This is a genomic window from Bacillus sp. FSL K6-2971 (assembly GCF_038006405.1).
Taxonomy (GTDB): Bacteria; Bacillota; Bacilli; order Bacillales; family Bacillaceae; genus Bacillus; species Bacillus pumilus.
This window is the reverse complement of record NZ_JBBOVD010000001.1, coordinates 2,058,858-2,080,412: the sequence shown is the minus strand read 5'-3', so window position 1 is coordinate 2,080,412 and position 21,555 is coordinate 2,058,858. Positions and strand designations below refer to the sequence as shown.

Sequence of the window (21,555 nt, the reverse complement as noted above, 5' to 3'; positions counted from 1 at the left end):
GAACAAACGTTCTTTTGTGTATAATGAACATATTCTTCTAAAATTAGCTGCGACAAAAAAGGAGGGATTGGGTGAAGCGTTTTTCACAGATCTTGTTTTTACAAATATGCATCCTGTCGATTTTATTTCTCCCTTTTTCGGCAAAAGATGATCAACTTACAGCTCGTGACGACTCACTGCCGTGGGTGACAGCTTTAGATGAATTTATACGAACAGTACCTGATTTAGAGGGCGCGATCTCCGGCATTAGCGTCCGCGATACTTCTGACTCCTCTCTTCTTTATGAACATCAAGCCGATATTCGTCTTACTCCTGCTTCTAATATGAAACTGCTCACATCAGCCATCGCTCTTGATATACTAGGAGAAACACACACATTCCCGACAGACATCTGGATAGATGGTTCTATTCAAAAGAAAACGTTACATGGCAACCTTTATCTTCGCGGCACTGGAGATCCGACTTTATTAGAAGAGGATTTTGCAAAACTTGCCAAACAAGTCAAAAAGGCTGGAATACATACAGTTCGCGGGCAGCTTGTGGCAGATGACACTTGGTTTGATGACACGAGATATTCCATTGATCTGCCGTGGAGTGATGAGGATCAATACTACGGCGCACAAATATCTGCTCTCACAGCTTCGCCGAATCAAGATTATGATGCAGGAACCGTGATTCTCGAAGTAAAGCCAGGCAAAAAAGCAGGGCAAAAAGCGACCTATGACATGATTCCGAAGACTTCTGTCCCTCAAGTTATCAATCAAGTAAAAACCGTGCCAGAAGGAGGGGAAAAGAAGATTTCTTTTAAGCGCTCTCACGGCACAAACAAGATTACATTGACTGGAACCATTCCACTTAAAGCAAGTTCATCTAGACAATGGGTAGCATTATGGGAGCCGACGACCTATGCTTTAGACTTAATGAAACGAGCGCTAAAAGCTGAAGGGATTCAGGTGAAAGGACCACTCAAAACAAAACACGTTCCTAAAAAGGCTAAGAAAATCGCTTCCCATTCATCTATGCCTTTATCAGAGCTGCTTGTTCCCATGATGAAATTAAGCAACAACACTCATGCAGAAATTCTGCTAAAGGAGCTTGGCAAGCAGGTGAAGAACAAAGGAAGTTTTGAAGATGGGCTGGACGTGATGAATGAACGACTTCCTGTTTTTGGCATGGATCCATCACTTACTGTGTTAAGAGATGGATCAGGCATATCACCTATTAATCTTGTCTCTGCAAACCAATTCACTTTATTTTTGACAAACATTCAACAGGAAAAATGGTTTAAGACCTATGAACATGCGCTTCCGTTAGCAGGGGCAAGTGACCGAATGGTCGGAGGGATGTTAAGGAACAGATTAAAAGAACCTGCTACACTAGAAAAAGTTCGTGCAAAAACAGGTTCATTAACTACGGTCAGTACACTTTCTGGATATATTGACACAAAGAGCGGAAAGACGGTCGCTTTTTCCATTTTATTAAATCATCTTGTTGATGACGAGAAAGGGAAAGAGATAGAAGACCACATTGTCAGCATTTTAGCTGAGAATCTTTAGATAGAGAAGGAGAACCATCATGACGTTAGATAACAATCAATCTTTAGTAAAAACCATGTCCATTTTTCTCGTCCCGCTTTTGCTTAGCAATATTTTGCAATCAATCGGACAACTTGTATCCATCGTCCTTGTCGGCAGATGGATTGGAGAGGATGCAGTAGCTGCCATTTCTGCATTCTTTCCGCTTTTCTTTTTACTCGTTTCTTTTTCCATCGGAATTGGATCGGGGAGTTCAATCCTTATTGGACAAGCGTATGGAGCAAAAAATGAACAAAGATTAAAAGAAATTATTGGCACAACACTTTCATTCACTTTTTTGATCGGACTTTCTTTAGCAATCATTGGAGGTTTTTTTGCAACAGATATCTTAAATCTCATGGGAACACCTGCGAATATCGTGGAGGAAAGTGCGGCTTATGCCAGAATTCTATTCATCTCAATGCCGATCTTATTTCTTTATTTTGTTTACACGACTTTCCTGCGAGGGACAGGGGATTCAAAAACGCCTTTTTATTTCTTAATGATTAGTACGGCAACGAATATTTTAATGCTGCCCATTTTATTATTTGGCTGGCTAGGGCTGCCGGCATTTGGTTTATACGGCGCTGCGTATGCTTCTGTGATATCAACAATTGTGACATTTATCATTCTACAAATCTACTTATATAAAACAAAACACCCGCTTCGCATCGATGCATCGGTTAGAAAGCATTTTTTAATGAAAGGGGATCTACTAAAAACGTTATTAAAGCTCAGCATTCCATCGAGCATTAATATGATCCTTATTTCTTTATCAGAAATTGCTGTTATTTCCTTTGTCAATGATTATGGATCACAGGCGACTGCTGCCTATGGTGTTGTCAATCAAGTTGTGAGCTATGTGCAGATGCCGGCAGTAAGTCTTGGCATCGCGGTCTCTATCTTTGCAGCACAATTCATCGGCGCAGGGAATATCAACCGATTGAAAGATGTAATAAAAATCGGGTTAGGGCTCAATTTTGCCATAGGCGGATTCATTATTATCATTGTTTATCTCTTCGCACCGCAGATTTTATCTATCTTTTTAACAGATTCTAAGACGATCGACATTGCCTATAGTTTAGTCGTCATTACATTATGGAGCTATCTTATTTTTGGAACAGCCCAAATTGTTGCAGCCACGATGAGAGCAAGCGGAACAGTTTTATGGCCAACAATCTTTAGTATTTGCTCGATTTGGCTTGTAGAAGTGCCAGTCGCTTATGTGCTATCGCACTACACAACCCTTGGCATCAAGGGCATCTGGATTGGCTATCCTGCGGCTTTCTTTGTGAACTTACTCCTTCAATACGGCTACTATCAGCTCGTATGGAAGAAAAAACAGATTGTAGCGCTAGTGCAATCATAATGTAAAAGTGTGAAGCAGCATATACATACGAAGATCTATCACTTTTAAGGAGGTATGATTTTCTATGTATTTGAATCAAAGAAATGAACTGAGCTTGTACAATATCGGTGATTTTTCTTATGCCGGACCAGATTTCCAAGTGCTAACGTGGGGGGAAGGAACGACATTAAACATCGGAAAGTTTTGTTCCATCGCAAACGAAGTCAAAATTTTCCTTGGCGGTGAACACCGTACAGATTGGGTCACAACGTATCCGTTTAATCAAATTTTCAAGGAAGCTTCTCACATTAAAGGACATCCCAAATCAAAGGGAGATGTTCACATAGGGCACGACGTATGGATTGGGTATGGCGCGACGATTATGTCAGGAGTATGTATAGGAAATGGGGCAGTGATTGGTGTGCAAATAGTGTCATCACAAAAGATGTGCCGCCATATGCAATTGCCGCAGGAAACCCTCAGAAGCTAATGAAATATCGTTTTTCTTCTAACACAATTGAAAAACTCCAATCATTGGAATGGTGGAATCTAGAGTTTTCAAGCATACAGTCCATTTTTCAGCTCTTACAATCAAATGATATCGAAACCTGTATAAACGCAATAGAAGAAATAAAAATGAAAGGCTAAAGTAGCTTTTCCAGATTGTTGACAAAGGGCTGAAATGATCTTTATTTTAGCCCTTTGTCTTCTTTTCAATGTAATAGAAAACTAAGAAGGACGAGCACCGAAGCGCAAGACTGACAGCGAATGCGAGAGGTAGTATACGTCCTGAAAAAGCCCGAGATGGGCTTTTTGTATTTATTCCAATCGTATGATGGTTAATGCCGCTCCTACCGATCCTCCGCCAAGTAATACAACTGCTGCGATCAATCCGAATATTTGGAGAGAAAGTTGGTTACCTGCTACAAGTGTTGTGATGAGAGATACGTTGTAGCTAGACGCAGATAAAGCGGGCGTTAAAATAGATCCAGGAATGGCAGAACCGTTGTTAATCACCCTTGTTCCAGCAAGAAGTCCTGCACTTGCATTGACTTGATACGTGATGAAATACCGACCTGAGACAGGTACAGTAAACACCGTATTTCCACCACCTACTGTAAATCCATCTAAACTTTGATTATTGGGTAAAGAAACTGACGTTCCACCTAATACAACTAGTACTGTACTTCCCGATGTATTGGACGCGTACATCGAATTAGCAGTTAAACTGGTACCTGTTGCACCCGTAGGGCCAGTTGCACCAGTGATACCCGTTGCGCCAGTAATACCTGTAGCTCCAGTAATACCCGTTGCGCCAGTAATACCAGTTGCACCAGTAGTACCCGTTGCGCCAGTAATACCTGTGGCTCCAGTAATACCTGTTGCGCCAGTAATACCTGTAGCTCCAGTAATACCCGTTGCGCCAGTGATACCTGTTGCGCCAGTAATACCTGTAGCTCCAGTGACACCCGTGGCTCCAGTAGGTCCGGTTTCTCCAGTAATACCCGTTGCGCCAGTAATACCTGTCGCACCAGTAATACCCGTTGCGCCAGTAATACCAGTTGCACCAGTGATACCTGTTGCGCCAGTGATACCCGTGGTTCCAGTAATACCTGTAGCTCCAGTGACACCCGTTGCGCCAGTAGGTCCGGTTTCTCCAGTAATACCCGTTGCGCCAGTAATACCTGTGGCTCCAGTAGGTCCGGTTTCTCCAGTAATACCCGTTGCGCCAGTAATACCTGTGGCTCCAGTAATACCTGTAGCTCCAGTGATACCGGTTGCGCCAGTAATACCCGTTGCGCCAGTGATACCTGTGGCTCCAGTAGGTCCGGTTTCTCCAGTAATACCCGTTGCACCAGTGATACCTGTAGCTCCAGTGACACCCGTGGCTCCAGTAGGTCCGGTTTCTCCAGTAATACCCGTTGCGCCAGTGATACCCGTTGTACCAGTGATACCCGTTGCACCAGTAATACCTGTGGCTCCAGTAATAGGTCCGGTTTCTCCAGTGGTACCCGTTGCACCAGTAATACCCGTTGCGCCAGTAATAGTTGCACCAGCGATATAGCTCCAGTGACACCCGTGGCTCCAGTAAGGCCGGTTTCTCCAGTAATACCCGTTGCGCCAGTGACACCCGTGGCTCCAGTAAGGCCGGTTTCTCCAGTAATACCCGTTGCGCCAGTAATACCTGTGGCTCCAGTAATACCTGTCGGTCCAGTAGGTCCGGTTTCTCCAGTGGTACCCGTTGCACCAGTAATACCCGTTGCGCCAGTAATACCTGTTGCTCCAGTAATACCAGTCCGGTTTCTCCAGTGGTACCCGTTGCGCCAGTGATACCAGTTGCGCCAGTGATACCGGTTGCGCCAGTAATACCCGTTGCACCAGTGATACCGGTTGCGCCAGTAATACCAGTTGCACCAGTAATACCCGTTGCGCCAGTAATACCAGTTGCACCAGTAGGTCCGGTTGCGCCAGTGATACCCGTGGTTCCAGTAATACCTGTAGCTCCAGTAATACCGGTTGCGCCAGTAATACCTGTAGCTCCAGTGATACCCGTCGAACCAGTAGGACCTGTTGGTCCCGTGCTGCCTGTAGCACCAGTAATACCAGTTGCGCCAGTGATACCCGTGGTTCCAGTAATACCTGTAGCTCCAGTGACACCCGTTGCTCCAGTAGGTCCGGTTTCTCCAGTAATACCCGTTGCGCCAGTAATACCTGTCGCACCAGTGATACCCGTTGCGCCAGTAATACCAGTTGCACCAGTAATACCTGTGGCTCCAGTAGGTCCGGTTGCGCCAGTAATACCTGTCGCACCAGTGATACCCGTTGCGCCAGTAATACCTGTCGCACCAGTAATACCAGTTGCACCAGTAATACCTGTGGCTCCAGTAGGTCCGGTTTCTCCAGTAATACCCGTTGCACCAGTAATACCTGTGGCTCCATACCTGTAGCTCCAGTGATACCGGTTGCGCCAGTAATACCCGTTGCGCCAGTGATACCTGTGGCTCCAGTAGGTCCGGTTTCTCCAGTAATACCCGTTGCAGTGATACCAGTGCTCCATACCCGTGGCTCCAGTGTTTCTCCAGTAATACCCGTTGCGCCAGTGATCCGTTGTGATACGTTGCCCAGTAATACCTGTGGCTCCAGTAATACCTGTCTCCAGTAGGTCCGGTTTCTCCAGTAATACCCGTTGCGCCAGTGATACCCGTTGGCTCCAGTACCAGTGATACCCGTTGCACCAGTAATACCTGTGGCTCCAGTAATACCGGTTTCTCCAGTAATACCCGTTGCGCCGCCGGTAATACCAGTTACCGGCTCCAGTAATACCGTTGCGCCAGTAATACCCGTTGCGCCAGTGATATACCTGTCGGCTCCAGTAGGTCCGGTTTCTCCAGTAATACCCGTTGCACCAGTGATACCTGTAGCTCCAGTCCGTGGCTCCAGTAAGGCCGGTTTCTGCAGTAATACCCGTTGCGCCAGTGACACCCGTGGCCAGTAAGGCCGGTTTCTCCAGTAATACCCGTTGCACCAGTAATACCTGTGGCTCCAGTAGGTCCGGTTTCTCCAGTAATACCCGTTGCGCCAGTAATACCTGTGGCTCCAGTAATACCTGTAGCTCCAGTGATACCGGTTGCGCCAGTGATACCTGTGGCTCCAGTAGGTCCGGTTTCTCCAGTAATACCCGTTGCACCAGTGATACCTGTAGCTCCAGTGACACCCGTGGCTCCAGTAGGTCCGGTTTCTCCAGTAATACCCGTTGCGCCAGTGATACCCGTTGTACCAGTGATACCCGTTGCACCAGTAATACCTGTGGCTCCAGTAATACCTGTCGGTCCAGTAGGTCCGGTTTCTCCAGTGGTACCCGTTGCACCAGTAATACCCGTTGCGCCAGTAATACCCGTTGCACCAGCGATACCTGTAGCTCCAGTGACACCCGTGGCTCCAGTAAGGCCGGTTGCGCCAGTAATACCCGTTGCGCCAGTGACACCCGTGGCTCCAGTAAGGCCGGTTTCTCCAGTAATACCCGTTGCGCCAGTAATACCTGTGGCTCCAGTAATACCTGTCGGTCCAGTAGGTCCGGTTTCTCCAGTGGTACCCGTTGCACCAGTAATACCCGTTGCACCAGCGATACCTGTAGCTCCAGTGATACCCGTTGCGCCAGTAATACCAGTTGCACCAGTAGTACCCGTTGCGCCAGTAATACCTGTGGCTCCAGTAATACCTGTCGGTCCAGTAGGTCCGGTTTCTCCAGTGGTACCCGTTGCGCCAGTAATACCCGTTGCACCAGCGATACCTGTAGCTCCAGTGACACCCGTGGCTCCAGTAAGGCCGGTTTCTCCAGTAATACCCGTTGCGCCAGTGACACCCGTGGCTCCAGTAAGGCCGGTTTCTCCAGTAATACCCGTTGCACCAGTAATACCTGTGGCTCCAGTAGGTCCGGTTTCTCCAGTAATACCCGTTGCGCCAGTAATACCTGTGGCTCCAGTAATACCTGTAGCTCCAGTGATACCGGTTGCGCCAGTAATACCCGTTGCGCCAGTGATACCTGTGGCTCCAGTAGGTCCGGTTTCTCCAGTAATACCCGTTGCACCAGTGATACCTGTAGCTCCAGTGACACCCGTGGCTCCAGTAGGTCCGGTTTCTCCAGTAATACCCGTTGCGCCAGTGATACCCGTTGTACCAGTGATACCCGTTGTACCAGTGATACCCGTTGCACCAGTAATACCTGTGGCTCCAGTAATACCTGTCGGTCCAGTAGGTCCGGTTTCTCCAGTGGTACCCGTTGCACCAGTAATACCCGTTGCGCCAGTAATACCCGTTGCACCAGCGATACCTGTAGCTCCAGTGACACCCGTGGCTCCAGTAAGGCCGGTTTCTCCAGTAATACCCGTTGCGCCAGTGACACCCGTGGCTCCAGTAAGGCCGGTTTCTCCAGTAATACCCGTTGCGCCAGTAATACCTGTGGCTCCAGTAATACCTGTCGGTCCAGTAGGTCCGGTTTCTCCAGTGGTACCCGTTGCGCCAGTAATACCAGTTGCACCAGTAGTACCCGTTGCGCCAGTAATACCTGTGGCTCCAGTAATACCTGTCGGTCCAGTAGGTCCGGTTTCTCCAGTGGTACCCGTTGCGCCAGTGATACCAGTTGCGCCAGTGATACCGGTTGCGCCAGTAATACCCGTTGCACCAGTGATACCGGTTGCGCCAGTAATACCCGTTGCACCAGTAATACCCGTTGCACCAGTAATACCCGTTGCGCCAGTAATACCAGTTGCACCAGTAGGTCCGGTTGCGCCAGTGATACCCGTGGTTCCAGTAATACCTGTAGCTCCAGTGACACCCGTTGCTCCAGTAGGTCCGGTTTCTCCAGTAATACCCGTTGCGCCAGTAATACCTGTCGCACCAGTGATACCCGTTGCGCCAGTAATACCAGTTGCACCAGTAATACCTGTGGCTCCAGTAGGTCCGGTTTCTCCAGTGGTACCTGTAGTTCCAGTAGGACCTGTTGGTCCCGTGCTGCCTGTCGCACCAGTGGCACCCGTAGGACCAGATGGGCCTGCTGGACCTCTTCTTCCAATCGTATGCCTTGGCCTTGGGTCATTTTCTCCTTTTGCAATGTGACAAGGGTGATTAACTTGAGGAACGCTTTGTTTTGGGTGTTTTTGTTTAACAAATGGACAGTCTCTTTTTTGAGGACGGTCATGACGTGATCTTTTGTAATGAGGCTGTTCATGATATTTACCGCAAAAGGGACATTTGTGATCGAATTGATTGTACAAATTGCCCATCTCCTAAAATTGATATTTCATTCTATGAGCAAATTTTTAAATTGGAAGTAAAACCTAGAAAATCATCATTTCGAAAATCATCGAATCAAATCATTTAAATGTTTGATGATTTTATGTTATGGTGTTGAAAGTATGGAACTAGTATGATTTTTGACAGAAATGGGGACATCATTTATGAGTCAATCAGTTTTACAGCGCACAGCTTATTCCGTTTTAAATTTATCCTCTGTAACAGAAGGCGGCACCATTAAGGAATCTTTTGAACATAGTATGGATTTAGCAAAAAAGGCGGAGAAGTGGGGTTATCATAGATACTGGCTGGCAGAACACCATAATATGGAAGGTGTTGCGAGTTCTGCAACGTCCGTTTTAATTGGGTATATTGCTGGCGGAACCGAAAAAATTCGAGTAGGATCTGGCGGAATTATGCTGCCAAACCACTCTTCACTTGTCATTGCTGAACAATTTGGGACACTTGAGACATTATATCCGGGGAGAATTGATTTAGGTCTTGGCAGAGCACCAGGGACAGATCAGTTAACGGCAAGGGCGCTTAGACGTAATCTTCATAATGGAGAAGATTTCCCTGAGCAGCTAGAAGAACTTCGGCAATATTTTAAACCAACCGGACAAGTCAAAAAACATGTAAGAGCCGTTCCGGGAGAGGGTCTAAACATCCCGATTTGGCTGCTTGGTTCAAGCGGTTTTAGCGCAAGACTTGCAGGAGAACTTGGATTGCCATTTGCCTTTGCGGCACATTTTTCACCTAAAAATACAATTCCTGCTTTAGAGTTGTATAGACAGTCATTTAGACCTTCTGATGTGTTAAAAGAGCCTTATGCCATGGTGGGGGTGACAGCTTTTGCTGCAGATCAAACAGAGCGGGCTGAATATTTGGCAACCTCTCATTATCAGCGGTTTTTGAGTCTCATTCGAAATACTCCAGGAAAACTCAAAGCGCCTGTCGACAGTATGGACGGCCTTTGGAGTCCATATGAAAAAGCGATGGTGGATGAACAATTAAGTTCGACAATGATCGGGGATAAAGAAAAGGTGAAAAAAGAATTGGAAGCCTTTATTGAAACCACTCAAGCAGACGAAGTGATGATTAATTCGGATATGTTTGACCATCAAGAAAGAATGCGTTCATATGAAATCATCGGCGAGATCTTCCAAGAAGCACAAGAAAAATAAACATAAAAAAGAACTGCACAAAGCAGTTCTTTTTTTACTTATGCTTTTGTAAAAATACGAAATGGTTGTCCAATTGGCAGTACAGTACGGCCAAAATGAGTATTGAGCACAACTGCTGCTGAACCATAAAATGAAAGTAGGGAAATGATCAATTCTGCAATGCCGGCAATGGTATGAGTCACGTCGTACATCACACCAAATGAGCTTAGGGAAAGACCAAGGAATAAGAAATCAATAAAGACGAAAATCAAAAATAATACTTTATGTGTTTCCATTGCACCAATCGTCATAAACAAGCTGAAAATTAAATACCCGATAAACGCAAAACCTAGTTGTTTTGGATCTGCTGCTCCCGCAAGCGTTTTCCCAAAAACGCCCGCTTGAATGAGCCAAGTCGTTCCAACGCCCATCCAAAAAAGACCGAATGCGCCAAAGGCAGTGGCTCCAAAAATATTGTGGTGCTTTGAATCTTGTATGGACGCGATCAGCTGCGCGATGCCTCCAAGGAAGATAGCCCAAGGTAAAATAAGGGAAGTGCCATCTGTAATTCCTAGTTTTTGTGAGGACGCAACGAGCGTCACCATTGCTAAACCAAACAAACCAAGTGGTGTTGGGTCTGCAATTGATAATCGATAAGCTTGAACATTCTGTTTTTCCATAATGACCTCCTACAATTTGCACTTACAAAAGATACTCGAATTAGACCGAAACGTCAAGCTCTTTTTTAGTAGACACTTGCAACGTCTTCCAAATAAATCTATATTTAATACATATCAAATGTGATAGAAAAAGAGGGATAAAATTGAGTAAAGGCTTAGCTGGAAAAACGATTGCCATTTGTGGAACGAGAAAAACAGAAGAAATGCGTACACTTGTCGAAAAACAAGGGGGACAAGCCGTTATTCGTTCTCTTCAAGGAACCGTATTTTTAGCCAAAGAGGAGTTAAAGCCAGGCATTGAAACCTTTGTGAAAAAAGGCGCCGATTGGGTGATTTTAACAACGGGTATCGGGACTGATACATTAATTGAGAGTGCAGAAGAGCTTCATTTAGGGGAAGCATTTATGCACATTCTATCAAATGCACAGATTGCTTCAAGAGGATACAAAACCTATGCTGCACTCAAAAAACGCGGAATTCAGCCAGACGTGTCTGATGAAGATGGAACGGTGCGTGACCTAATCTCAAAGCTTGAAGGCAAAGAGTTTCAAGACAAACGTGTCATGGTGCAGCTGCACGGAGAAAACGCTCCGGCTCTCATGAAGTTTTTACATGACAAAGGGGCAGATGTATTGCAGCTTTTACCTTATCAGCACACACCACCTGAACCAGAAGCTGCAGAAACATTACTTCAAGAAATGAAAGATGGAAAAGTCCACGCCGTCTGTTTTACAACCGCTGTTCAGGTGCACGCCTTTTTCACACTAGCGGCAAAATGGGGAAAAAAAGAAGAACTCCAAGCGCTATTTGAGCATCACGTACTGGCAGTAGCTGTTGGAAAAGTCACAGCTGAAGCTTTAAAAGAAGAGGGAATTGACCGGATTCTTGCCCCGTCACTTGAGAGAATGGGTGCAATGATTATGGAATTATCCCAATATATGAAAAAACAATCCTTACACTCATAGAAAAAACGCCTTTCACTAGATCAGTGGAAGGCGTGTTTCATTAGATTGTCCTTTTTCGGTTCGTACGAATTTTTTTAAAGACGAAATAGAGAACGATCAGGCCGATCGCAATGGCCATAATAGGGGTTGTATAAGCGTGAGCAACACTTTGAATGTGATCCCATTTTGTCCCGAGCTGCATGCCGAGATAAATAAACAAGATAGACCAAGGGATGGCAGCTAATCCCGTCAAGAGAACAAATTTCAAAAAAGGCATTTTGGCAATACCCGCTGGAATGGAGATGGCATGGCGCACAACAGGAATAAAGCGTGCTGTAAACACTACACCGGTGCCATATCGATCAAACCAGCGCTCTGCAGTGGCGATATGATGCTCATGGATGAATAAGTATTTTCCGTACTTTGTTAAAAAAGGTCTTCCGCCATAAAGACCGATCCAGTATATAAAACACTGTGCGAGCGTACCTCCGATGACGCCAGCGATAACAGCTCCAACAAAACCGATTGTTCCTGTCGACACCATATATCCGCCATAAGCAAGAACAATTTCACTCGGAATGATTTCAATCATCAGACCTAGTGCTACACCTACATAACCAAGGCTTGTCAGCCAAGTTAAAATTTCATTAAACAAGGTTCCCATTCATTTCACTCTGCCTTTAAATACGAATTTTCTTCAAGCATCCTTATAAAAGCCTATGCTTGTTTTGCTTTTCTCATGAGTCTGCTTTCCGCTTACCTCTCTGAAGGTCAAACCGAAAAACGCCCATCAAGCAAACTTTATCATACCATATTTGCTCGCACCTAGACGATCTACTTGCTGAACACTTGTTATCATGATATCAGGAAAGAAAATATGAACAGGCGGCTTCCGTTTTTTTCAACAGATCATGATATAATTTGTTAGATGAAACGAACGGGTGGTGCATAAACATGTATTTAACAATCGAAGAAACAGCTGAATACTTAGAAGTATCAGAGGCGTATATTGAGAAATTAATTCAGCAAAAAAAGATCCGCTTTGTATTTGACGGAGAATCATATCTCATTTATCAAGGACAGTTTCAAACGCATATGAAGCAGCTTGAACAATACAAGGAGCTCGTCCAAGAGATTTTAAATGAACCGATTCCTGAAGATATAGATGTAAAGGACGAAGATTAGATTCAAAGGAAGTGAATGGAGTGGAAAAAGTCGTCTTATGTGAAGCCTGTCAAAAAAACGCAATGGATGTGGTAGAAGATACTGATGAACCGAAACAACCTTATCAATTATGTCAGCCGTGTCACAAGAGACTACTCAACAATTCTTTACGACCGATTGAATGGTATAACTTAGCCGTTCTCCATTCTCCTAAACAATTTTTACTGCATGATGACTTTTATGGAGAGGATGGACAGGCTTTCCAATCAGAGGATGATGTCATCGTCACCAAAGAAGATAAAGCCCCCACATTACAAGACGTGCGGCAAGATTTGGCTCTTTAATAAACTTCTCAATTACTAGGTGGTTTCTTGAGGATGATGTCATTGATGCGCTGAAACAGCATGATCAGCAAAGGACCTTAGACTCTGTTCAAAGCCAGTTTGATGAGACTCAGCATATCGAAGTGAAATCACGCATGTTAGAAATTGTGGCTGATGTTTTAGGTACATCTGCCGCTGGGTGGGTAAGGGAACTGGTGAATCAGGCTGACGAAGAATTTCTTTATCCACTTTCATGGGCAGCGGCCAGCAGTTTGCCAGAAGATGAAGGTTTACAACATGTAATAGAAAAATTGAAATCGATCAGTGAAAAAGAATTACCGACAGCTGCTTTTATCTGTCTGTACCGTTTCCACTCTAACAAAGTATTAAATTGGATGGAGGTCACTTGCACTCATTTTCACGTTCATTGGGGAAGGCTGGCAGCCTTAAGCTGTCCAACCTGGGATAGAATGAAAACATGGCTAGACAAAGGAAGACCTTTCAGTTTAATTGCCCTTGAAACAATGACACACTGTGCTAAAGGGAATAGACCGGTCCTTGTGGAACAATGTTCACCTAAGATCCTTCACACAGATAAAAGTGAAGTAGAGAACACTTTAAATGACTATCTTCAAAAAGATGGCGTTCCAAGAGTCAAAACGAACGTGTCTACCATATTGAACAATAAAGAAGATATTTTTGAATAATTTTCAATTCCTTTATTGACTGACACCAGTTTGCACAATTTTCATATGGCATTTAACTTGTACATCCGCATCAGGATAGATTTCCTGCCATTTTTCTGGTGTCATGGATTTGTCTTTTGATCGATACCTTAAGCCTAGCCCAAGCGGATCAATATGTTGCTTTTTAAAGGACTGAACAAGGTCTTGTCCTTGCTGAACGACACGTTTTTCTACTTCTTTTTCGACTTGGTCCAATATATTCGGTTTATCAATTTTCTTGGACTTCATGAATTCTTTTAATTCGCCCTTCAGCTTGATATCAATCGTGATATGAGGCTTTTTTGTTAGGTTATTCGTTGGTTTGACCTGGTAGGACACATGTGATTTGATATTTTCAATGACGACATGGGTCTTTTCTTGATCAGCCAATTGAAACTCGTAGATACCATTTTTATGATTTTCAATCATCGCTTTAAATGTGAACGTGTCTTCTCCAGGGATATGACCGACCATTTTTTCCTGATCAAACAGAGCAACTCCTGTGACTTTAATGGCATTGCTCGTTTTCTTGATGTAAGGCAGGTAAGCATCGACTCCTTTTGCCAGCATCTGATTCATGAAAATATGCTGATTAGTGACAGGTTGATTGCCATTTCGCATATTTTGGGACAACAGATCAGAGAGATACACACCTATATTTAAGTTCGTTTGATTCATTTTTGTATATAATAAGTCTTCAACTTCTCCGCCTACAATCGCAAACACTTGGCGTGAACCAATGATAGGATCACGATAAATGTAATTCATTAAATCGATCATTCCGACTTCCTTTGCTAATTTTTCACTCACTAAAATAACCAGCACTTGACCCATGACGACTGGAAAAGGTGATTTTTCTGATACGAGAAACTGAATATTACTAATGGTATTTGACCTTGCGCTTAATATTTGATAACTTCCTTGTTCCTCACTTTTAAAGACAGGAAAGACAAAGAAGCCCTTCATTTCTCCATCTTCGATTAAATCAAATCCTGCCGCCTGAGAGATATTTAATTCATCTAAAAGGCGAGGCTGTGCACAGCTAGTTAAGAATAGACTAAACAACATGAGACCCGTGAGTATATAACGTTTCATGCTCGTTTTTTCACCCACCTTTTTTTCAGCATCAGTCCAATAACCATACAGACAATCAAGCCATATACAAGAAAGTATCCGCTATATTCCACCCATTGGTTAAAGGTTTCAAAAGAAGTTGCCCCCGTAAAAAATGAAAACATGACCAGAATGAGGATGCTGAGCCCGATGAACGTGACGCGCTGGCTTGTATGAAGCACTTGTTTTGCCATTCGGCTCGCAGCCCATAGTGGAATCGCGATATTCGGAATGATTAAAAGCAGCCAAAGAGACACTTCGATAAATTCAAAGCGCTGGATAAACGGGAGCTTCACAATACTTGTTAACGTTAACGTCGGCCATTTTGTTAATTTAAGCTGAGCACTTGAGTAATACGCAATGGAGACGAGAAAGACGAGTAAATTTAAGCATGTCGTAAATAATGCCCCCATGTGAGCAAATTTTTGAGACGTCTGCGCATGTTTAATAAAGGGATAATAGACAAGCAGTGTGCCAAAACCAAACATGGATAATGAAGCATCTTTGACTCCCATCAACAGCTGCGAAAAAGTATGATCAAACATCGGGAACATGAAACGAATGTGACTATATTTCATGGCATAAAAACAAATAAACGTCATCCAATACGTCAGTACAATACTAAAAAATGCCCATCCAGCAATCGTTCTAAACCCGCCGGTATGAATGTAATACACGAGCAGCAGAAGTACAGACGCAAACAATAGACCAGGAATTTCTTTAAACAGCCATACATGGATCACATCCATATAGTGGACGAGAACGGTCAACGACAAAGAAGCAAAATATAAGATATAGAGAATGTTGAATAATTGCCCAACCCACTTGCCAAATACATATTGCGTGATATCACCAAATTCATCCGAAGGGGCCTTTTTAAACATCATGTACATAAGAAAGATCATGACATTGACACTGAAGCCAGAAATCAGAATGGCGATCCATCCATCATTATTCATAGAACGAACAAGGTTTGTTTGAAAGTTTAAAATGCCGACACCAACTTGATTGGCATTAACGAGAAAAAACACAAAAAAAGGGGAAACTTGAAATTTCTCTTTTACAGAAGAAGAACTCATGCTTTCACTTCCTTATTCATAAAAATCATTTTTCCCCTTACGGCCTTGCTTAGGCTTTTGTCGATGGATGGTTTCATTTTCCGGGCGTAAATTTTCCGGTCTTTTATTCAAAAATCGAAGCTGAGGACGAATCAAGCTGCCTTTTAAATCAGCTAGACGCAATGGGAAAATAGGCTCTAGATACGGACGTCCAATAGACGTTAATTTCATTAAATGGGTGAGAAGGAATGATCCCATCACTGCAATACCTAATGCGCCCCACACCTGTGCCGCAAGTAGAAATGGAAATCGCAGCAGCCGAATGGCACTGCCCATTTTGTATATAGGGGTGACAAATGAGGCAAGAGCAGAAAGGGCAACAATAATGAGTAAAATATTACTTGTTAATCCTGCTGCCACAGCAGCCTGTCCAATGACAATCCCTCCAACAATCCCGAGCGTTTGACCGACTTTAGCTGGAAGCCTTGAACCTGCTTCTCTTAGTAATTCAATCGAAACCTCTAAAAACAGAGCCTCAATGATTGGAGGAAATGGAACAAGATAGCGGGAGGACACAATGGTTTCTAATAAGTCTTTTGGAATTAGCTCATAATGAAACGTTAAAACGGCTACATATAAAGGTGTCGCAAAAATGGAAAATATCACAGCAAATATGCGTAACAGTCTAAAGCAAGAAGCCGCAATCCACGACATATTGTAGTCTTCCATAGTGGAAAAATACTCAAGTAAAATCGTCGGGGCAAGTAAGACATGAGGCGAGCCATCCACTAATATGGCAATTTTCCCTTCTGATAAACCTGAAGAGACGCGGTCGGGTCTTTCTGTATTTAAAAACAACGGAAAGATCGTATTGGACACATCATAAAGCATCTGTGCAAGGTAATTTGCATCTAAAATTTGATCAAAATCAATGTCTTCAATACGCTGGAGAACGGTTTCAATGTTTGCCGGATTAGCAATCTCTTCAATATATAACACCGCTACTTTTGTTTGCGAAAGCGTGCCAACCATCTTTTCTGACACTTTCAGGTTCGGTGTCGGCAGCCGCCGTCTGACCAAATTTAAATTGGTATCCAAAACCTCCACAAATGCTTCCTGTGCACTAATAATGCCAAATTCTATCTCGGGCGGACCTACTTGTCTGCCTTTCTTTTCTTCAATCGGGATCAGAAGCGCTTTACCCCAGTCCGTTTCAAGACGAATGGCCATATTCCCTTGATGAAGCGCTTTTTCCACTTCCTGAAGATCGGTCGTGATGACAGACTGTTCAATGGGAATTCGTTCTTTCAGCTCCTCAAGAGTGGGGGTGAGATGTAATTCTTTCATGCAGGGCAAAATTTGTTCATGGAGTAGATGCCCATTAATTAAAGAACGAAAAAAAGAAATTCGATAAAAAAAACCTTCACTTCGTGACAACTCGTTTGTAAAATCAGAGGAACGTGACAATGCCTCAAATACTGAATTTGGGTCCTTTTGATGTTGGTTGTTTTTCTTCAGCACTTGAACCATCTCCTTCCGCAATTTGCCTCTATTATCCAACCAATTGCCGGAAGATATGCATGAAAAAAAAGCGTTCAGCTTGATGTGCTGGACGCTTCTTTTCCATATTGAACCGCTTCTAATAATAAATCTACGAGATGAACAGCACGCATGCTGTTCGATTGTCCTGAACGTTTGATACCTGCTGCCATTTGCAGCTGGCAGCCTGGATTGGACGTGACAATAGCAGCCGCAGCTGTTTGACTAGCTTCTGTCATTTTATGATCTAAAATTTGCATCGACATTTGTGGCTGCAAGATATTATAAATTCCGGCGGATCCGCAGCAGCGGTCGGCATCCTTCATTTCTTTAAATGATACCCCTTGAATTGCTTTCATGAGCACCCTTGGCGCTTGCTGTACACCCATTCCGTTCCGCAAATGACAGGAATCTTGATAGGTGATGACTTGCTCTGGCAAAGCAAGCGGCGTACGGCCGTGAAATTCCAGCTCCACGAGAATGTCTGATATATCCGTGATTTTCTGTGAGAAGGCTTCACCTCGCTTTTGAAAAGACGGATCATTCTTTAGTAAATGATCATAATCACTTAAAAAGGCACCACATCCGCCCGCATTCATGACAATGGCATCTGCCTCAATCTCCTCAAATGCTTCAATATTCCGCCTTGCTAGCTCTTTCGCTTGCTCTTTTTCTCCACTATGACCATGAAGTGCACCGCAGCACGTCTGAACAGGAGGGACGACAACGTCACAGCCGGCCAGTTGCAAAAGCTGGATGGTCGCTTCGTTTGTGCTGGAAAAAACGGTATCCATTAAACAGCCAGTAAAAAAGGCGACACGTTTTCTTGCTGTGCCAATGGCTTTGTATTCTAACGCACGGCTTTTTTGTTGACGCGGCACCTTTGGAAGAGCCTCTTCCATCAGCTGTAAATGCGGCGGAAGTACCTTTAGCATGCCAGACTTGCGGGCGGCCGTTTGCAGACCAGAGGTTTGATAAAATCGCAGTAGTCCAGCCGCTTGACGCATCCGGCTTTGGGAAGGAAAGAGTCCTTTAAACACAACACGTCTCACAAATTTGACAGGAAGGGATTGTTTTTTGTGCTGCTGAATGATGTCTCTTGCATCCTCAAGTAAACGTCCATATTTGACGCCTGAGGGGCAGACCGGTTCACATGCACGGCAGCCAAGACAAAGGTTCAATGAATGTTCGACATCTTCATCAGGCTCAATCACGCCGTCTCTTACAGCCTTCATTAAAGCAATTCGGCCGCGGGGCGAGTGTGTTTCTTGTTGACCCGATTCAATATAAGTAGGGCAGGAAGGAAGGCAAAAGCCGCAGCGCATGCAATTGAGCAGCTCCTTTTCATCCATTTGCTGTTGAAATGTTTGCTGAATCTTTGTTTGTTTAGAGGAATTCATGAGATCACCACTCGCTTCCTTGCTGCTTTTCCAAACACCTTATCAGGATTCATGATATTTGCCGGATCTAGCGCTTGTTTGATCGCTTTCATTGCAGCGATTCCTTCTTTTTTGACCTTTAGCTCCAAATAGGGGGCTTTCATTAGACCCACACCATGCTCACCCGTAATGGTGCCGCCGAGGGAGACTGCTTTTTCAAAAATGGCCTGAAAGGCTTCTTCAACCCGCTTCATTTCTTCTTCATTTCTTGCATCAGTTGCACAAGTAGGATGCAGATTTCCGTCACCTGCATGACCAAATGTACAGATTTTCACGTCGTACTCTCTCGCAATGTCTTCGATCGCGCGCACCATGTTCGCAATTTCAGATCGGGGAACTGTGGCATCTTCTAAAATCGTCGTAGGGCTTAAACGGGCGAGGGCAGATAAAGCGGCTCGCCTCGCTGTTAAAAGGGCACTTGCTTCTTCTTCAGAGTGTGCGATATTCACTTCTTTTGCACCGTGCTGCTGACAAACCTTTGCAATGCTTTGCATATCACGGGAAACAGCCTCAGGATTGCCGTCCTGTTCAATTAATAGCACCGCTTGAACGTCAGTCGGCAGGCCGATTTTGGCGAAGTCTTCGACGACTTCTAGTGTCGGCTGATCCATAAATTCTAATGTGGCGGGGATGATCCGCTCTGCAATAATCGCCGAAACTGATGCAGCTGCTTCCTCAAGGCTTTCATATAAGCAAAGCATCGTTTGTTTGGTTTCTGGAAGCGGTAAAAGCTTCAGCGTCGCTTCTGTAACAATGCCGAGTGTTCCTTCTGATCCAACGAATAAGCGGGTCATATCATACCCTGCCACGTCCTTTGCGAGCTTACCGCCCGTTTTGATGATGTCACCGTTTGGAAGAACCACTTCAAGTCCAAGTACATAATCACTCGTCACACCATATTTTAACCCCCGGAGCCCACCTGAATTTTCATTAATATTGCCGCCTAACGTCGAAATTTTCATCGAGCTTGGATCTGGTGGATAGAAAAGGCCTCTTGCCTCTACTTGGTGAATGAGTTCCTGTGTGATCAAACCAGGCTGGACCGTTGCGGTCAGGTTTTCTTCGTCTATTTCGATGAATTGGTTCATTCTTGTAAACAACATCACAAGTCCCCCTTGTGTAGGACAGGTTCCTGCACAAAGGTTCGTTCCGGATCCTCTTGGCACAATTGGCACCTTATATGAGGCGCAGAGCCGAACAATTTGCTGGATCTCCTCAGCCGTCCGCGGGCTTACGATAACATCTGGCATATGCTGAAAATTAGGCGTTGCATCATAAGAGTAGGCAAGCCGATCGGCTTTACTGCCCTGTACATGAGACGCACCGACAATCTTTTTTAATTGACTAAAAAATTCAGAATTTAACATACGCATTCACTCCTACTGATTAGACATACCGTTTCTTTCAGTATAAAAAAAGAATCGCCTCATGCCTATGGACGATTCTACAAAATATTGGGCTTCTCGCCTCGTTTATTTGGATGATGATCTAATAGCATCAAGGCTAAATAAAAGAGCATCGCATCTTGCATGCGTTTCGGATCAAGTGTTGTTAAATCTTGGATACGTTTTAGCCTGTAATGCAGTGTATTGATATGTACGTGCATCGCTTCCGCAGTATATTTCAATGAGCAATCTGACGTCATGAGTACACGCAATGTTTTCACTAGCTCAGGGTAGGGGAGAAGCGGGACAATCGTTCGATCAAGGAACACTTCTTTTGTTTCCTGACTCACTTCTTCTATAAAAAGTTCAAGTGTTAAATCTTCATCAAACACAATCGGTGTATCTGCATTCGCCATTTTTAAGGCACGAAAGGCTTGATGAAATGATTGCTTCATCATCTGTCCAGCTGCAGGTTTTCCCGCACCTATCAAAACCTTTGACTTAGGACGTGCGGTGAGCGCAGCATGGATGTGAAAAAGACGCTGCCGCAAAGTATCACGATCATTTGCCGAAGTTTGCAGCATGAGCAAAAAGCGGGCATGTCCCCAGCGGACGATCATTTCCTGATTGGTGAGATGCAGCATTTCCTTCACTTTTTTATATTGATCCTGCTTCACAAATGATTCATCGTGACAATCAATGAGGACGACCACACGCTGCTTATTGACATCAAGCTGAAGCCGCGCTGCTTTTTCAGTGAGATCGATGGCTGTCTCTGGCAGGTGAAGCCAGTCGAACACAAACGCTTCAAGCTGCCGTTCATCGGTTTCCGTTTCTAGAAAAAATTCATGTTCTTGAATGAGCAATTCGGTCATTTTTCGTAATATTTCGCCAAATGGAGAGACATGGACGGGATTTCCTGTCATCCCAATCACACCAATGACCTCTTGCTTAAAATAAATAGGCAGATTGATGCCAGCTTTGACCCCTTTCATTCGTTGCTCATCATCCTTTGTGAGGATTCGTTTTTGTCCTTCAAAGGATGTCAAATATGCCCCTTCATGAAATTGACCAATGCGCGCTGGATCTGTTGCCGCTATGATGGTGCCGTTTGTTTGTGTAATGATGATTTCCTCAGTCAGCACCTTTTTGACCTCGTCTACGATTTTTTCTGCCAATGTCATTGTGAGCAAAACGTACCCCTCCGAGATGTATCTTTTGACACTATCATACCATCATATGCTGAGTCATATCTTTCTTTTCATGAGTTATGCTAAAATAATACACGCACGTGAAGGAGAAGAAAG

The 21,555-nt window shown here is 44.3% G+C and carries 17 protein-coding genes and 2 pseudogenes; 8 read left to right on the top strand and 11 right to left on the bottom strand.

The annotated features are described in order from the left end of the window. Positions 1-71 precede the first annotated feature (71 nt). The 3 genes and pseudogenes from dacB (at position 72) to MHI33_RS10730 (ending at position 3,570) form a co-directional block, all read left to right on the top strand. Entirely contained in the window at positions 72-1,556 is a 1,485-nt protein-coding gene (gene dacB / locus MHI33_RS10740; RefSeq protein WP_340911110.1) for a D-alanyl-D-alanine carboxypeptidase/D-alanyl-D-alanine endopeptidase, read from the top strand. Positions 1,557-1,575: 19 nt separating this feature from the next. Continuing rightward, positions 1,576-2,943, top strand: a complete 1,368-nt coding sequence (locus tag MHI33_RS10735) for an MATE family efflux transporter (RefSeq protein WP_065098161.1) — start codon at positions 1,576-1,578, stop codon at positions 2,941-2,943. A 64-nt stretch (positions 2,944-3,007) separates the two neighbouring features. Then, positions 3,008-3,570: pseudogene (locus MHI33_RS10730) on the top strand (CatB-related O-acetyltransferase). 171 nt (positions 3,571-3,741) lie between these two features. Here MHI33_RS10730 and MHI33_RS22065 read toward each other — a convergent pair. The 3 genes and pseudogenes from MHI33_RS22065 to MHI33_RS22055 all read right to left on the bottom strand — a co-directional run bounded on the left by MHI33_RS22065 (position 3,742) and on the right by MHI33_RS22055 (position 8,705). Next, complete coding sequence (locus MHI33_RS22065) at positions 3,742-4,134, bottom strand: BclA C-terminal domain-containing protein (RefSeq protein WP_278179452.1); 393 nt, start codon at positions 4,132-4,134, stop codon at positions 3,742-3,744. 875 nt (positions 4,135-5,009) lie between these two features. Beyond that, a pseudogene (locus MHI33_RS22060) lies at positions 5,010-5,967 on the bottom strand (hypothetical protein); the annotation flags it as partial. Positions 5,968-6,227: 260 nt separating this feature from the next. Then, a complete protein-coding gene (locus MHI33_RS22055; RefSeq protein ID WP_445661777.1) occupies positions 6,228-8,705 on the bottom strand; it encodes a beta strand repeat-containing protein in 2,478 nt (825 codons plus the stop codon). Between the two features lie 174 nt (positions 8,706-8,879). Here MHI33_RS22055 and MHI33_RS10720 point away from each other — a divergent pair, with 174 nt between their 5' ends. Next, complete coding sequence (locus MHI33_RS10720) at positions 8,880-9,899, top strand: LLM class flavin-dependent oxidoreductase (RefSeq protein ID WP_340911106.1); 1,020 nt, start codon at positions 8,880-8,882, stop codon at positions 9,897-9,899. A 38-nt stretch (positions 9,900-9,937) separates the two neighbouring features. Here the strand turns inward: MHI33_RS10720 and MHI33_RS10715 are convergent, their stop codons facing one another. Beyond that, on the bottom strand, positions 9,938-10,558 hold the full coding sequence (locus MHI33_RS10715; RefSeq protein WP_044141318.1) for an acetate uptake transporter: 621 nt from the start codon (positions 10,556-10,558) through the stop codon (positions 9,938-9,940). 143 nt (positions 10,559-10,701) lie between these two features. Here MHI33_RS10715 and MHI33_RS10710 point away from each other — a divergent pair, with 143 nt between their 5' ends. Next, entirely contained in the window at positions 10,702-11,523 is an 822-nt protein-coding gene (locus tag MHI33_RS10710) for a uroporphyrinogen-III synthase (protein WP_340911103.1), read from the top strand. A gap of 40 nt (positions 11,524-11,563) precedes the next feature. Here MHI33_RS10710 and MHI33_RS10705 read toward each other — a convergent pair whose 3' ends face one another. Next, positions 11,564-12,166, bottom strand: coding sequence for a DedA family protein (locus MHI33_RS10705; protein ID WP_003211157.1), 603 nt, complete (start codon positions 12,164-12,166; stop codon positions 11,564-11,566). 290 nt (positions 12,167-12,456) lie between these two features. Between MHI33_RS10705 and MHI33_RS10700 the strand changes: the two genes are divergently transcribed. The 3 genes from MHI33_RS10700 (at position 12,457) to MHI33_RS10690 (ending at position 13,696) form a co-directional block, all read left to right on the top strand. After that, positions 12,457-12,687 carry an excisionase family DNA-binding protein gene (locus tag MHI33_RS10700; protein ID WP_003212354.1) on the top strand — a complete coding sequence of 77 codons (231 nt, stop codon included), beginning with the start codon at positions 12,457-12,459 and terminating at the stop codon, positions 12,685-12,687. Between the two features lie 20 nt (positions 12,688-12,707). Then, positions 12,708-13,010 (top strand): hypothetical protein, encoded by a 303-nt coding sequence (locus MHI33_RS10695; RefSeq protein ID WP_340911100.1) that lies wholly within the window; start codon positions 12,708-12,710, stop codon positions 13,008-13,010. Between the two features lie 134 nt (positions 13,011-13,144). Next, entirely contained in the window at positions 13,145-13,696 is a 552-nt protein-coding gene (locus MHI33_RS10690) for a hypothetical protein (RefSeq protein WP_340911097.1), read from the top strand. A gap of 12 nt (positions 13,697-13,708) precedes the next feature. On the opposite strand, the gene MHI33_RS10685 is transcribed toward MHI33_RS10690, so the two are convergent. The 6 genes from MHI33_RS10685 to MHI33_RS10660 form a co-directional block, all read right to left on the bottom strand. Next, a complete protein-coding gene (locus MHI33_RS10685; RefSeq protein ID WP_065098156.1) occupies positions 13,709-14,809 on the bottom strand; it encodes a Ger(x)C family spore germination protein in 1,101 nt (366 codons plus the stop codon). Beyond that, positions 14,806-15,906: a GerAB/ArcD/ProY family transporter gene (locus MHI33_RS10680; protein ID WP_065098155.1), complete on the bottom strand. Its 1,101-nt coding sequence runs from the start codon at positions 15,904-15,906 to the stop codon at positions 14,806-14,808. The genes MHI33_RS10685 and MHI33_RS10680 overlap by 4 nt, the downstream gene beginning before the upstream one ends. A gap of 12 nt (positions 15,907-15,918) precedes the next feature. After that, on the bottom strand, positions 15,919-17,406 hold the full coding sequence (locus MHI33_RS10675) for a spore germination protein (protein ID WP_185108766.1): 1,488 nt from the start codon (positions 17,404-17,406) through the stop codon (positions 15,919-15,921). A gap of 74 nt (positions 17,407-17,480) precedes the next feature. Further along, the gene (locus MHI33_RS10670) at positions 17,481-18,824 is read right to left on the bottom strand and encodes a (Fe-S)-binding protein (protein WP_044141326.1); all 1,344 of its coding nucleotides are present in this window, start codon (positions 18,822-18,824) and stop codon (positions 17,481-17,483) included. Next, positions 18,821-20,230 carry a glycolate oxidase subunit GlcD gene (gene glcD, locus MHI33_RS10665; RefSeq protein ID WP_340911091.1) on the bottom strand — a complete coding sequence of 470 codons (1,410 nt, stop codon included), beginning with the start codon at positions 20,228-20,230 and terminating at the stop codon, positions 18,821-18,823. The genes MHI33_RS10670 and glcD overlap by 4 nt, the downstream gene beginning before the upstream one ends. A gap of 77 nt (positions 20,231-20,307) precedes the next feature. After that, positions 20,308-21,441 carry a CdaR family transcriptional regulator gene (locus MHI33_RS10660; protein ID WP_326848235.1) on the bottom strand — a complete coding sequence of 378 codons (1,134 nt, stop codon included), beginning with the start codon at positions 21,439-21,441 and terminating at the stop codon, positions 20,308-20,310. Positions 21,442-21,555: the final 114 nt, after the last annotated feature.